General features: G+C 71.0%; 8 protein-coding genes and 1 pseudogene. 3 read left to right on the top strand and 6 right to left on the bottom strand.

Translation table 11 applies throughout. The annotated features are described in order from the left end of the window. The first annotated feature begins 92 nt into the window (after window positions 1–92). Window positions 93–1,913: a serine hydrolase domain-containing protein gene (locus AC07EJ_RS21315; protein WP_389482506.1), complete on the top strand. Its 1,821-nt coding sequence runs from the start codon at window positions 93–95 to the stop codon at window positions 1,911–1,913. A gap of 83 nt (window positions 1,914–1,996) precedes the next feature. Here the strand turns inward: AC07EJ_RS21315 and AC07EJ_RS21310 are convergent, their stop codons facing one another. The 3 genes from AC07EJ_RS21310 to AC07EJ_RS21300 all read right to left on the bottom strand — a co-directional run bounded on the left by AC07EJ_RS21310 (window position 1,997) and on the right by AC07EJ_RS21300 (window position 7,230). Further along, window positions 1,997–3,547, bottom strand: a complete 1,551-nt coding sequence (locus AC07EJ_RS21310) for a phytoene desaturase family protein (protein ID WP_389482508.1) — start codon at window positions 3,545–3,547, stop codon at window positions 1,997–1,999. Between the two features lie 495 nt (window positions 3,548–4,042). Then, window positions 4,043–6,301, bottom strand: coding sequence for a serine/threonine-protein kinase (locus tag AC07EJ_RS21305; RefSeq protein ID WP_478884715.1), 2,259 nt, complete (start codon window positions 6,299–6,301; stop codon window positions 4,043–4,045). Further along, complete coding sequence (locus AC07EJ_RS21300) at window positions 6,274–7,230, bottom strand: oxygenase MpaB family protein (protein WP_389482513.1); 957 nt, start codon at window positions 7,228–7,230, stop codon at window positions 6,274–6,276. Before AC07EJ_RS21300 ends, AC07EJ_RS21305 begins: the two co-directional genes overlap by 28 nt. Window positions 7,231–7,484: 254 nt before the next feature. Here AC07EJ_RS21300 and AC07EJ_RS21295 point away from each other — a divergent pair, with 254 nt between their 5' ends. Continuing rightward, a complete protein-coding gene (locus AC07EJ_RS21295; protein WP_478884714.1) occupies window positions 7,485–8,132 on the top strand; it encodes a hypothetical protein in 648 nt (215 codons plus the stop codon). Between the two features lie 66 nt (window positions 8,133–8,198). Here the strand turns inward: AC07EJ_RS21295 and AC07EJ_RS21290 are convergent, their stop codons facing one another. The 3 genes and pseudogenes from AC07EJ_RS21290 to AC07EJ_RS21280 all read right to left on the bottom strand — a co-directional run bounded on the left by AC07EJ_RS21290 (window position 8,199) and on the right by AC07EJ_RS21280 (window position 12,064). Continuing rightward, on the bottom strand, window positions 8,199–10,184 hold the full coding sequence (locus AC07EJ_RS21290; protein WP_478884713.1) for a hypothetical protein: 1,986 nt from the start codon (window positions 10,182–10,184) through the stop codon (window positions 8,199–8,201). Window positions 10,185–10,400: 216 nt separating this feature from the next. Beyond that, window positions 10,401–10,510: pseudogene (locus tag AC07EJ_RS21285) on the bottom strand (IS5/IS1182 family transposase); the annotation flags it as partial. Between the two features lie 72 nt (window positions 10,511–10,582). Continuing rightward, window positions 10,583–12,064 (bottom strand): MFS transporter, encoded by a 1,482-nt coding sequence (locus tag AC07EJ_RS21280; RefSeq protein WP_389482520.1) that lies wholly within the window; start codon window positions 12,062–12,064, stop codon window positions 10,583–10,585. A 232-nt stretch (window positions 12,065–12,296) separates the two neighbouring features. Here AC07EJ_RS21280 and mptB point away from each other — a divergent pair, with 232 nt between their 5' ends. Further along, window positions 12,297–13,760 (top strand): polyprenol phosphomannose-dependent alpha 1,6 mannosyltransferase MptB, encoded by a 1,464-nt coding sequence (mptB, locus tag AC07EJ_RS21275; protein WP_389482521.1) that lies wholly within the window; start codon window positions 12,297–12,299, stop codon window positions 13,758–13,760. The last annotated feature ends 100 nt before the right edge of the window (window positions 13,761–13,860 follow it).

Genomic DNA, 13,860 nt, shown 5'->3' with positions numbered 1-13,860 from the left:
CGCAATTCCGAGCTTGACACGACCGGAACCTGACATGAAAGTTTCAGGCGTCGAGCTAGATCCCGAAAGATTCTTTCAGAAGGGGTTCGTTCATGACCGACGGCGCGGCGGACAGACTGCACGACACGGGCGACGGGGTCTCCCGTCGCCAACTGGGCGCGGGCATGCTGGCGTTGGGCGGGGCGTTGGCCATCGCCCCGTTCCCGGCGGGGCCCGCCGCCGCGGCGGACACACACACGGGCGGGCACGCCGACGGGCACGGAACCACGCTGCGACGCGGGTCCCCGGAGAGGGCCGGCCTGGTCGCCGGGCATCTGCGCCAGCTCGTCGCCGACGCCGAGAAGTTCCTCGCCCCCTCCCCCAAGTACCCCTGGTACGCGGGCGCCGTGCTGCTCGCCGGCCGCGGCGGCACGGTCGCGCTCCACCAGCCGATCGGCAAGGCCGTGCGCTACTCGGCCTACGACGACAAGTCCGACACGGGCGTGGAGTTCCCCGCCGACCAGCAGATCGCGGCGGCCGAGGACACGGTCTACGACCTGGCCTCCGTCTCGAAGCTGTTCACCTCGCTCATCGCGGTACAGGAGATCGAGCGCGGCAAGCTGGAGCTGGAGGCCACGGTCGCCTCCTACATCCCCGACTTCGCGGGCGCCGGCAAGCAGGGCATCACGATCCGTCAACTCCTCACGCACACCTCGGGATTCCGTGCCTGGATCCCCCTCTACAAGGAAACGACGCGCGAGGGTCAGCTCCGGCTCATCTGGAACGAGGCTCCCCTCAACCCGCCCGGCACCGTGTACCTGTACTCCGACCTCAACCTGATCTCGCTCCAGCTGGTCCTGGAGAAGCTCACGGGCCAGACCCTCGACGTGCTCCTGCGCGAGCGGATCACCGGCCCCCTCGGCATGCGCCGCACCCGCTACAATCCGCCCGCCTCGTGGAAGCCGAAGATCGCCGCGACGGAGGACGCACGCCTGCCCTGGTCGGGGCTCGACCGCGGACTCGTGTGGGGCGAGGTGCACGACGAGAACGCGTTCGGGCTCGGCGGAGTGGCGGGCCATGCCGGTGTCTTCTCCTGCGCGTGGGACCTCGCGATCCTCGGCCGCACGCTCCTCAACGGAGGTTCGTACGGCAAGGCGCGCATCCTGTCCGAGGAGTCGGTGCGGCTGCTGTTCACCGACTTCAACCAGGCGTTCCCCGGAGACGAGCACGGCCTCGGCTTCGAGCTCTACCAGCACTGGTACATGGGCGCGATGGCGACCCCGCGCACGGCCGGGCACACCGGCTTCACCGGCACGTCCATCGTCCTCGACCCGACGACGGACTCGTTCCTCATCGTGCTCGGCAACTCCGTCCACCCCGTGCGCACTTGGCGATCCGGCTCCGCTCCCCGGGTCGCCGCGGCGAACAACCTCGCCCGCGCCGTCGCCGTACGCCCCGCACACGGCCGCACCGCCTGGTTCTCCGGCATGGCGAGCGCCACGTCGGCGACGCTCACCCTGCCCGGCCTCGACGTCACGTCCGACACCGCGAGCCTCCGCTGCGATCTGTGGTGGGACACGGAGCCGCACTCCGACTTCCTGTACCTGGAGGCGTCGGCCGACGCCGGGGCGACCTGGCAGGCCCTGCCGTTCACGACCACCCGTAAGGGAGAGAGCGCCGAGGACCACCCGAAGGGCACCGCCGACGGCTGGTCGGGCCGTACCTGGCACAGCCTGACCGCCCCTCTCGGCGCGTTCAAGGGCGGCCAGGTCCACCTCCGCTGGCGCTACGCGACGGACCAGCTGTACGTGGGGCGCGGGGTGTACGTGGACGGGGTGCGCGTCACCGACGGCCGCCGGACGGTGTTCGACGAGGCACGCCCGTCCGACGCCGCGCGGATCGAGGCGGTGGGGTGGTCACCGTCGCGGGACTGAGCGGCGCGCGGGCCCCCTTCGGGAGCCTGGGTCGGGCTCGAGTCGGCGGCTTGAGTTGAGGGGCCGGGGTCGGGGTCGGCGGCTCACTTCCCGAGTACGGCCATCGCCGCGTTGTGCCCGGGAATCCCGCTGACCCCGCCGCCGCGCACGGCACCCGCGCCGCACAACAGGACGTTGGCGTGGGCCGTCTCGACGCCCCAACGGCCCGTCCCCTCCTGGGAGTACGGGAAGGACAGGTCGCGGTGGAAGATGTTGCCGCCGGGCAGGCGCAGGTCCCGCTCCAGGTCGAGCGGGGTCTTCGCCTCGATGCACGGCCGGCCGTCGGCGTCCAGGGCGAGGCAGTCCTCGATCGGCTCGGCGAGCTGCGCGTCGAGCTGGGCGAGGGTGGCCTTCAGGAGCTCGGCGCGCGCGGCGTCGTTGTCTCCCGCGAAGAGCCGGGCGGGCGTGTGCAGGCCGAACAGGGTGAGGGTCTGGTATCCGCGCGAGACGAGGTCCGGGGCGAGGATGGTCGGATCGGTCAGCGAGTGGCAGTAGATCTCCGACGGAGGCGCCGCGGGCAGTGAACCGGCCGCCGCCTGGCCGTACGCGGTCGCCAACTGCTCGTAGCCCTCGGCGACATGGAACGTTCCGGCGAACGCCTCGCGCGGGTCGACGGAGGTGTCCCGCAGCTTCGGCAGCCGCGTCAGGAGCATGTTGACCTTGAGCTGCGCGCCCTCGGCCGGGGTCGGCGGCTCGTCACCGACGAGGGCGGCGAGGGCCTGCGGGGACGCGTTGACGAGCACGTGCCCGGCACCGACGCGGCCCGCGCCGCTCTCCGACTCGTACGTCACCTCGGCGCGGCGCCCGTCGGTCTCGACGCGGGTCACCTCGTGCCCGGTGACAAGCTCGGCGCCTGCCGCGCGCGCGGCGGTGGCGAGGGCGTCGGTGAGGGCGCCCATGCCGCCGACGGGCACGTCCCAGTCGCCGGTGCCGTTGCCGATCACGTGGTAGAGGAAACAGCGGTTCTGCTGGAGGGACGGGTCGTGGGCGTCGGCGAACGTGCCGATCAGGGCATCGGTGAGAACGACGCCGCGCACCAGGTCGTCCGTGAAGCGGTCCTCGACGGCGGCGCCGATCGGCTCCTCGAAGAGCATCCGCCAGGCCGCCTCGTCGTCGACCCGCCGGCGCAGCGCGTCCTTGTCCGGGAGCGGCTCGGTGAGCGTGGGAAAGACCCGCTCGGCGACGCGGCGGGTCGTCTCGTAGAAGTCGGTCCAGGCCGCGTACTCGCGCCCGCCGCCCGTGAGGCGCTCGAAGGAGGCGCGGGTGCGCTCCTCGCCACCGCCGACGAGCAGCCCGGTGGCCCGCCCCTCGCGCACGGTCGGCGTGTACGAGGACACGGTGCGGCCGCGCACCGCGAAGTCGAGCCCGAGATCGTCGACGATCTTGTGGGGCAGCAGGCTGACGAGGTACGAGTACCGCGACAGGCGCGCGTCGACCCCGGCGAACGGCCGGGTCGAGACGGCGGCACCGCCGGTGGCGCCGAGCCGCTCGAGAACCAGGACGGAACGTCCGGCCCGAGCGAGGTAGGCGGCGGCGACGAGGCCGTTGTGACCTCCGCCGACGATGACGACGTCGTAGCGCTCGTGTGCTGGCATCCCTCTTGGTAACACGAGCCGATCATGCCGGGCCAGACCTCGGGGCGGCGGATCGCGCAGGACGGGAGGCGCTGGGGCCCGCGACGCGGGGAGAGCTGCGGCGCGGGGAGAGCTGGAGGGGGCGGGGGGAGAAGTGTCGCGGGCGCCGCACGCGGGGAGAGCGAGCGGGCGAGCGGGCGAGCAGGCGAGCAGGCGAGCAGGCGAGCAGGCGAGCAGGCGAGCAGGCGAGCAGGCGAGCAGGCGAGCAGGCGAGCAGGCAACTGGGCGAGCGAGCGGGCGAGCGGGCAACTGGGCGAGCGAGCGGGCGAGCGGGCAACTGGGCGAGCGAGCGGGCGAGCGGGCAACTGGGCGAAGCGCTCGCGGGAAGACGACCGCGGGCAGCGCTCCCGGGCAGCCGACCTCACGCAGCCGACCTCCGGCAGACGATCACGGGCTCCCGGTCACGGGCAGCGACCGCACGCGTCCGATCACGCGCAAGCGACCGCCGCCAGACGCTCAGTGGCCGCCGGACCCCCGCTGCCGGCGCAGGGCCGCCACGCGTCGGTACAGGTCGATCGCCTCCGTGCCGCGGCCGAGTTGTTCCAGGCAGTGCGCCTCGTCGTTGCGGCTGGCCAGGGTGTCCGGGTGGTCGGCGCCCAGGACCTGTTCACGGGCCGCGGCGACCCGCCGGTACTCGGCGAGCGCGTCGGCCCACCGACCGAGCCAGCCGAGCCCGACGGCCACCTCGCGCCGGCTGACCAGCGAGTCCGGGTGGTCGGCGCCCAGGACCCGGGCGCGGATCGCGCAGACGTCGCGGGCCTCGGCGAGCGCTTCCTCCCAGCGGCCCATCCGCCCGAGGTTCACGCCGAGGCCGTGGCGGGCGCGCAGGGTCTCTGGGTGGGCCGCGCCACTGACGCGCGTACGGTCGTCGATGAGGTCGCGGTAGAGGCCGAGGGCCTCGGCGCTGCGGCCGAGCCGGCCGAGGCTGATGCCTATCTCGTAGCGCGCGGCGAGGGTGTCCGGATGGTCGGCGCCGAGCGCCTGTCCGCGGGCCTCCGCCACCTCCTGGTAGGCGCGCAGGGCCTCGGTCCACCGCCCCAACTGACCGAGCGCGTAGGCGACTTCGCACTTGGTGACGAGCGTGTCCGGGTGGCTGGGGCCGAGGACGCGGGCGCGCGCCGAGGCAACCTCGCACGCCATGCGGTACGAGTCCTCGAGGCGCCCGAGCCGGCTGAGGTTGTACGCGAGGTTGTGGCGACAGCGCAGGGTGTCCGGATGGTCGGTACCCATGGCTCGCTCACGCGCCGCGAGCACGGACGTGTACACCTGGTGCGCGTCGAAGTGCCGCCCCAACTGGCCCAGGACGTAGGCCATTTCCTGCCGGGCGCCGAGCGTCTCGGGGTGCTCGGGGCCGAGGACCCGCTCGCACCCCTCGGTGACGCGACGGTACTCGCGCAGCGCGTCGGCGGGGCGGCCGGTGCGGCTGAGCGTGAAGGCGACCTCGTAGCGGCTGGCGAGTGTGTCGGGGTGGTCCGGGCCGAGGGCGTGCTCGCGCTCCGCCGCGACGGCGCGGTGCACCTCGCCGGCCTCCTCCCAGCGGCCGAGCCGGCCGAGGCTCAGGCCCGCATTGTGCCGGGCGGCGAGATGCGCGACCAACTCCGGTGCCGGCGTGGGGCGTTCCGCAGGGATCGACTGCTCCCCGCGTCGCGACTCGGGGCGGGCGATCCACTCTCCAGCCAGCCCAGCCGCCGCGTCGGGCGGCGTGCCGCGCAGGACGGGCGGGCCTGCCGCCTTGTGGCCCGTCGTCATGCCGCGCGTCCAGGAAGGCAGCCGCGGCTCACGGGACACCGGCGGCCCCGGCTCGACAGCGGTCTGCCACGCCGGCGTGGTGGTCACCGTCGGAACGTATCCGGACGGAGAACGGCTGTCACCGATACGGCGGGCCAGCTCACGGGCGTCCCGCGGCCGCTCGTCCGGCTCCTTCGCGAGCAGGTCGAGGATGATCCGGTCCAGGAAGCCGGGGAGCTCCGCTCGGTGCGTGCGGGGCGGTTCGGGGAGGGTGTCGCGGTGCCCGACGAGGACGGCCCAGGCGTCCTCCAGGTCGAACGGCGGCGCTCCCGTCGCGATCTCGTAGAGCACGCAGCCGAACGAGTACAGGTCGCTGCGCTGGTCCACGTGGTCGCCGCCGATCTGCTCGGGCGACATGTAGTGCGGGGTACCCATCGCGATGCCGGTGCCGGTGAGGCGTGAGGTGAAGCCGATGTCGTGGCCGAGCCGCGCGATGCCGAAGTCGCAGATCTTCACCGTGCCGTCGGTGAGCCGCATGATGTTCGCGGGCTTCAAGTCGCGGTGGACGATGCTCTGTTCATGGGTGTAGGCGAGCGCGGCCGAGACCTGGCCGGCGATCTCGACGATGTCGGCGACGGGTAACGGGTGCTGTTTGTTGTCCTCCAGGAGCTGGCTGAGGTTCTTGCCCTCCAGGAGTTCCATCACGAGGTACAGCACGCCGTCGTGCTCGCCGAAGTCGTGGACGACGGTCACCCCGCGGTGCTGAAGGGCGGCCGCCACGCGGGCCTCCCTGCGGAAGCGCTCGCGCAGGACCCGGGTGAAGGACTGGTCGTGCTGCGGCCCCAGGGGCTTGAGGCACTTGACCGCGACTCTGCGCCCGAGCGACTCGTCCCTGGCGCGCCACACTTCGCCCATACCGCCCCGCCCGATGAGATCGAGCAGCCGGTACCGGCCCTGGATCAGCCTGGTCTCCCCCGACTCCGGCATCTCGCGCTGTCGCCTCCGTCGCCTCGCTGCGCCCTCCCCGGCCTGTCCAGTATGGCCGTCCGACTCCCGATTTTGTACGGTGCCGGGCGGCTGCCGGGGCCGAGTCGTGACATGGCGCGCAGGATGTGTTTCGGCGGGAGTTGCCAGCGCACACGTGCGGGAACGCAGCGCAGGACGGTTCCGGTGAACCGCAGCTCCCGGGTCACGGCGGCCGGTGTCGGGGCCGGCCTGCCGTACAACTCGTGGGCGTACGGCGGCAGAGAGGCGTACGCGAGCTGCGACACGCGCCGCCACAGCGTCGCGCGCGCCGGGATCAGCAGGGGGTGAACGGGCGGCCTGAGCAGGAAGTCGTCGACGTCCCGGGCCTCCGGACCGGCGGCGAGCAGGGGCCTCATCTTCTCGAAGTACGCGGCGAGTTGGGCCCGGTCGCCGGGCACGTCGGCGGGGTCGAGGCCCACCAGCCGGGCACTGGTGCGGTGTTCGGCGATGTACTGGTCGGCATGCGCTTCCGTGAGCCGGAACCCGGAGCGGCGTGCGACGTGGAGGTAGGAGTCGATCTCGGCACAGTGCACCCACAGGAGCAGCTCAGGCTCGTCGACGCCGTACGGCTCCCCGGTGTCGGGATCGGTGACCTTGAGATGACTGTGGATCTTCCGCACGCGAACACCGGCGCGCTCGGCGGCCTCAGTCGTCCCGTACGTGGTCGTGCCGACGAACCCGGCCGTCCGCATCAGCCGCCCCCAGGCGTCCTTCCGGAAGTCCGAGTTCTGCATGACGCCCCGAACGGCCCGCGGAAGGAGCGCCTGGAAGTAGAGCGCACGCACACCGGCAACCCACATCATCGGATCCGCGTGCACCTGCCAGGTGACCGAACCGGGCCCGAAGAGCCCCGGATCACCCCGCCCCTGTTCCGCTCCTGTGCCCTCCACACCATCGCCTCTCTCCCGAATCAGCGGTTCCCACTGCGATCGAGGACCTGTACTTGGCGCTACGGTGCAACGCTACCGGCGAGTTGGGATGCCGGTCGACGGCGCGGCGGCCGGCGTCCCTCCGGGGGCGCGCTCGACCAGGGGCGCGCACACCGGACGTCAAGATCCACTTTCGACACACCGGCCCCGGGCCGGCCCGGGGACACAGCGGGCAGGCCGCGGGTCAGCATCCTGCGCCCGATAGCCTGGCCCGCATGTCTGACGGGATCGCCTGGATAGGCGCACACAGCACTACCGACACGGCAGCACCTGGGGCCGGGATGCTCGGGAGGATCTCCCTCACGGTGGCCCGCGGCTTCGACGAAAAGGACGAGTTCCTGATCGCGCTGGGCGCGGACCTCGACGAGTTGGCCGGCGGGGCCCTGTACAAGGACCGTGGGCTTGTACCGTCCGATGCGCATGCCGCGATGTACGGCAGGTGCGGCGAATGGACGTACGTCCTGGAGGACTGGGGCATGGCCACATGGGCCACGGGCTGGCAGGGCGTCAAGTCGATGCGCCCCTACCCCGGCGAAGAGGTCGTGTGCCTGACGCTGAACCGTTGGTCGCCCCCGAACCGGATCATCCACGCGCCCGGCGACGGACAGGTACGGCGGGCCGACTTCGGCACCGACACCGGGTGCGCCTCGGACCTGGACGCTGCACTGCACGCGGCCGGGGCTGTGGTCCCGCCGCGCCCCGACGCCGGGGACGAACCGGCCGTCGCACAGTACGAGCAGGACCGGGAGCGTCTGCCGCAGGCGGTGTTCGCTGCGGTCGGCGACTACTGCGGACTGGTCCTCGACCGGGCCGCCATCACGGCCGGGACCCTGCCGGGGCTGGTGCTGCCCGCCGTCCACTGACCCAACGCGGACCGGCCCCCACCCCTGGCTCGGGGTGGGGGCCGGTCCATGGTGCGGCCGTGCGGGTCAGGCGGTGGGGGTCAGCTTGCAGATGACCGGGGTGCTACCGCCGTTGAGGCACGTGATGCCCGGCGTCATGCGGGTGTCCAGCCAATAGGCGTCCTTGTCCATGATCCGCATGTCCTTCATGAACTTGCCGAAGTGCCCGCCCATCGACTGCTGATTGTGCATGCCGCTGATTGCCGACCGGCCGCACACCTCGGTGAACGTCGGGTCGGTGCCGTCCAGACTGAACAGGTGCACCGTCGTACCCAGCTTCTTCGCATAGGTGGACAGGCACGCATCACCGGTCGGGGTCGGCTTGCCTGGCAGCAGCGCCGGGTTCAGGCCTCCCTCGGTCGCCGTCATGCCGCCACTGTTGTAGCTGGACGCAAAGGCGAACTCGTCGCAGTTCAGTTCATCGGTCGCATCCACCAGCGCCGACGCGTCGCCGTGGTCCTTGGCCCATCCGGTCGGACAGATCCGGTCACGGCTGCGCCCGTTCTGCGCATCGTCACCCATGTAGTACAGGGGCTTACGTTCGGCCTCGGATCCGGGGTGAGTCGGGTTGTACGTCTGGATCAGCCACGCGTGCGCGGTCGCCTGCGGGAAAGCCTTCGAGTTGAACTCGAACGTCGGCGCGGAGTTCACGAACACGCAGCCCGTGCCGGCCCCGGCCGTGGTGGTGTCGCATCGGATCTGGTCCAGCTCGGCCGTGTCGCCGCGGTAGTCCAACGACCACTGATAGCCGGTCATGAACGGGCGGATCTTCCCGTCAGACGGCATGATCGCTCCGTCGACCTGCACATCAGGCTTGTACAGGTACGTCTGACCCGCGGTCGTCGCGTCCCATGTGTACGGGGTGGAGATCTCCGCGGAGTGCATCTCGCCGGGCACCCACCAGTTCTTGCCCTTCCACGCGGACGCGTCGGGCTGGATCGGGTCGCACGACCCCTGACAGAAATGCTTGCCAAGGTTCATGTCGATCTCGGCGAAGTCGAATGGGATCTGTTGCGCGGGCTCGATCAGCAGGTGCTCGGTGAAGCTGTTGGCCCCGTCGAGTTGCAGGGTGCGCACGAACATGAAGTACGCGGTGGCCTGCACGACGTCGTCCATGGAGATGTACACGGGGACGGACCGCACGTCGCACTGAGTGGACCGGGTCGACAAGATGCTGGGGAAGTCCGTGTTGCACCACGGGATCCCAGCGATCTCGTCGGCTGCCGCCTGCATCTTGGCGGCCACCTTCTTGGGGGCGTCGGCCTTGGACAGTTGCTTGCCGAAGCAGGCCTGACGCCCCTCGGCGTCCTTGGGCCCGCACTGCTCGACCGCGGGCTTGGTCTTCCCGGCCAGTGTCGCACCGGCCCCCAGCGGCTTGGTCTGTAGCTGGCTGGGCGGGTTGTCCAGAGCCGACGGGTCGGGCGCGGTGTAGTCCGGGGTGGGCAACGTCAGGTCGACGGGCATTTCCACACGGAACGGGGCCCACGGCGACCACGTCGTTTCGTACAGGGACCCGTCGAAAGCGCTGGTGTGGAACACGTAGTTCGTGTTCAGGGACAGCCTGCCCGCCGGGACATCGACCGTGACCAGTGTCCCTGTCGCCACGTACGGGGAGACGATGACGCCGAACTCGGAGTCGTTCAGCTTGATCTTGGTCTTCGGCTTACCGGCCGCGTCCGCCGTCCACACCTCGAACGTGAGGGTGGACTTGTCGCCGTCCGCATCGGTCACAGTGTTCTTCAGCTGGACCTTTTGCGAGATGACTCGCTGGAACCCGGCCGCGTCCTTCCGCTTCGACGGCGCGGCGGTGGGGCTCTTTCCCGACACCGGACGCGAACCGGCCGCGGCAATGGACTTCACCTCGGGCCCGGCAGCGGGCCTCGTGGAGGGGGCCGCGTTGGGGTCGGGCTGCGTGGCGGTGCCGGTGGCCGCGGTCGCCACACCAGCGGTTGCCAGCATCAGCATGGCGACACCGGCGGCTAACCTGGAGATGAGACGTCTTGTTGTGCGCATGCCAGACAAAGGGGTTGCCCTTCTGGCCCGGCCTACCCGGTAGTTGGGCATGCGGCCGGACGGATCGTGTGTCGCGCCGGGGACATTCCTACGGGCAACAGCGATCGACGGCAAGATCCACAACACGGGAGGTTCGCCCTTAACCGGAGCTAACAGACGTGATCCACAACACTGTTGACTCTGAGCCCGTCAGGTGACCGGCTCGAGGCCTGAGCGGTGGGCGTAGTCGTATCCCTTGTCGCCGTGGAGTTTGCCCGGTCGCCTGCGCCGCGGTCTGCGGTGGGACCGGATAGTGGGATGCCACGCACGAGGGGTTCCAGTCCCTGACGGGGGACCTAGGCGCTCGCGCCTGAACGGGTGGGCCCCGAACGGCGGTTGCCGGTCGGGGCCCCGAGCGCTCAGGCCTTGGATGCCGTCAGCCCGGACCGGGTCCGTTCCTCCGCGTCCGCGTCGAAGCCGATCGGCTCCCAGCGCTTCGCCAGCAGTGCGGCCAGGCCCAGGACGGGGGCGGCCAGGATGACCCAGTAGACGTGGGTGCCGAGGCCGGTGCTGAGGATGGGGAAGAAGAACAGGGTCAGTGTCGAGCCGAGGCGCAGCACGGCCTGGTTGAAGCCGATGCTGACGCCGCGCATGGACGTCGGGAAGCCCAGCGAGGCGTAGCTCATAATGTGCGCGCCGGGGCCGAAGCCCTGGGCGAACATGAACGCGCCGAGCATCAGGATGCCCGCCGTCACGAAGGCCGTCCCGGACGGATCCCCGATGAGGCCGAGCACCGTGATCGCGACGAACTGGATCGCGAAGCCCAGCGTCATCATCGGCCAGGCGCCGCGGGTCGACGCCCAGCGGATTCCGAGCAGCCCACCGGTCAGGGCGAAGACGAGGTTCAGGGCGAAGGAGGACGCGATCGTGGTGAGCGGGCCCTGGGTCAGCAGCGTGGCGATGATGACCGGCAGTCCGAACGCGACCGCGTTGTAGCCGAAGGTCTCCGCCAGACCGACCGCCACCGACTGGAAGGTGCGTGTGCGGTACGGCGGGGTGAAGAGCCGTGCGTACGCGCCGATGCCGGTCCGGGGCGGGCGGGTGGTTGCGGTCGCGTCGTCGGCGACGCGCGCGTCCACGCCGTACGACTGCCGCAGGATCTTCGCCGCGCCTTCCAGATCGCCCTGGTCGGCCGCCCAGGTCGGCGACTCGTTCATGTAGCGACGGCGCAGCAGCAGTACGAGCAGTGCGGGGACCGCGCCGAAGCCGACGGTGAACCGCCACAGCCAGCCCAACTGGGCGTCCGGCAGGAGGAAGTACAGCAGCATGATCACCAGGTAGCAGCCGCTGGTCGCGGTGTACCAGGCGGGTGACCAGGCGGCCGTGCGTGAGCCCTTGCTGCCCTTGCCGCGCAGCCGGGAGAACTCGGCGAGGAACGCGATCGCGACCGGGATGTCCATGCCGACGCCGATGCCCATCACGAAGCGTGCGGCGATCAGCGTCCACACGTCCTGCGCGACCGCGCACACCAGCGCGGTCGCGACGAAGAAGAGCATGTTGGCCATGAAGACCCGGTAGCGGCCGATCCGGTCCACCAGCCAGCCGCCGACGAGGGCGCCGAGGAGCGAACCGACGCTGATCGAGGCGGTGACCGTGCCGGCCATGGTGGAGCTGAGGCCGAACTGCCGCGTGATGTCGGGCAGGCCGTAGGCCAGGGAGCTCAGGTCGTAGGCGTCGAGGAAGATGCCGCCGAGCGCGATGACCACGATCATCTTGGCGTGCCGGCCCCGGGCCGTGCCCGAGTTGACCAGATCGGAGACGTCGGCCGCGGAGCGGATCAGCACCGGGCCCGGCTCCGTCACCGGGGATGTGCTGGTGGACTGGGGGGAGGTCGTGCTCACGAGCGCCTTCCGGTGTGGTGCGGGAACGTACCGTCGGATCGTATGCACCGGCCGGAATTCGCTCGTCCGTATGTCCAGATGGTGGTCAACCCTGTGGACTCGGCAGCGGCACATGATCCAAGCTGTGAAGGTGGAATCGTCCCGGCCTCGGACACAGGCGACATCCTGCGTTCTCCGTCCATTGGGGCGGAGCTTGGTGCGGTGATCCGGAAAGCGCTCTACCTTCGACCGAATGAGAGAGGCGCATAGCGACATTCGGGTCTGGGCACAGCGGGGCGTGTGGGGTTCCGTGCTGCTCTCATCAGGCGCCTGGGGCGCCGGCGCTCTGCCGCGCGGCGTGCCGGACGGCATCTGGGGAGCCCCGGGACCCGCCCTCGCGCTGATCGGTGCCACGGCGGCGTATGCGGGACTCGCTCTGCTGCTGTGGTCCTGGTGGCAGTTGGGCACGCTGCTGCGGGCCGGCGCGGTGATGAGCAAGCGGCGGCAGTGGCTCACCTTGGGAGGCTGGGCGCTGCCCCTGCTTCCGGCGCCGTCGCTGTTCAGCACGGACATCTACAGCTACGTGGCCCAGGGCGCTCTGGCCGGGCGCGCCTGGAACGTCTACGAGGTCGGACCCTCGGCACTCGGCGGGCCGCTCGCCGCGAACGTCCCGGAGGTGTGGCAGAACGCTCCGGCTCCGTACGGGCCCCTGTCCGTGTTGGTGAGTCGGGCCGTGGTCTTCGTGACCGGCGAGCAGCATGTGGTCGCCGCTGTCGTGCTCCATCGGGTGGCCGCGCTCGCCGGACTCGCCCTGCTGGCCTGGTCGGTGCGGCGGCTGGCCACGCGGTCCGGCGGCGACGGCGCGGGAGCCTGGTGGGCGGCTCCGCTCAACCCGCTGGTGCTGGCCCACCTGGTGGGCGGGGCGCACAACGAGGCGCTGATGATCGGCTTGATGATGGCCGGTCTCGTGGCATGCCGGTCGGGACGGTGGATTCTGGGACTTGTCGCGCTGACGTGCGCCGCGTTGGTGAAGGCCCCTGCCGCAGTGGCCCTGGGGTGCGCCGCGTTGGTGGCAGTTGCCGGGCAGACGGGCCGGTGGCGACGCCTGGGCCGTGCGGCGGCCATCCTGCTCGTGTCCGTCGGGACGCTGTTGCTGACGGTGACGCTTTCCGGGCTGGGCTGGGGTTGGCTCGATACGCTCCGCACACCGACCCACTCGTACACACCGATGTCGGTGAGCACGGACGTCGGCCGGCTGCTGAGGTGGATCGGGACCGAAGCCGGCTGGGTCACCACTCCGGACCCGGTGACCGTGATGCGTGCGATCGGGACCCTGGCCGGGCTCTGCGGGGCCTTGTACTTCCTGGCGCGTGCTCCGCGTCTCGGCGCCGAACGCGCGGCGGCCCTCGGGTTGTTGGCCCTGGTGGTGTGTGCTCCCGCCGTACAGGGCTGGTACCTGCTGTGGGGGGCGGTGCCGCTGGCCACGGTCGCATGGCGCGTACTGGCGGACAACCGGATCAAGATCGCAGTCCTCGTTCTGGTTCTCATGGTGTTCCCGTCGGGCCGGGGGCCCACCGTCACCGATGTGGTCGGCGCCGTCCTGGGGGGCTCGATGATCCTGCTGTGGGCGGCATGGATGTCTCAGCGAACCCGTGACGCGGGGCTGCAGCCGTCCTCCCGGCCCAGTTACGGTGAGGCACCGTTGCGGTTTCCCTGACGCTCGGGCCGACGGTCGGTGCCTCCAGTGCAGGCGTTCCGGGGAACGGGCGGCGGCCGAATTCGGCCGACCTCACGCGCCACTTCGCGTTCATCGACAT

The sequence above is a fragment of the Streptomyces sp. NPDC045026 genome, assembly GCF_056432625.1.
Note: the sequence above shows the minus strand (reverse complement) of the source record. Positions and strands in the feature narration are given on the sequence as shown.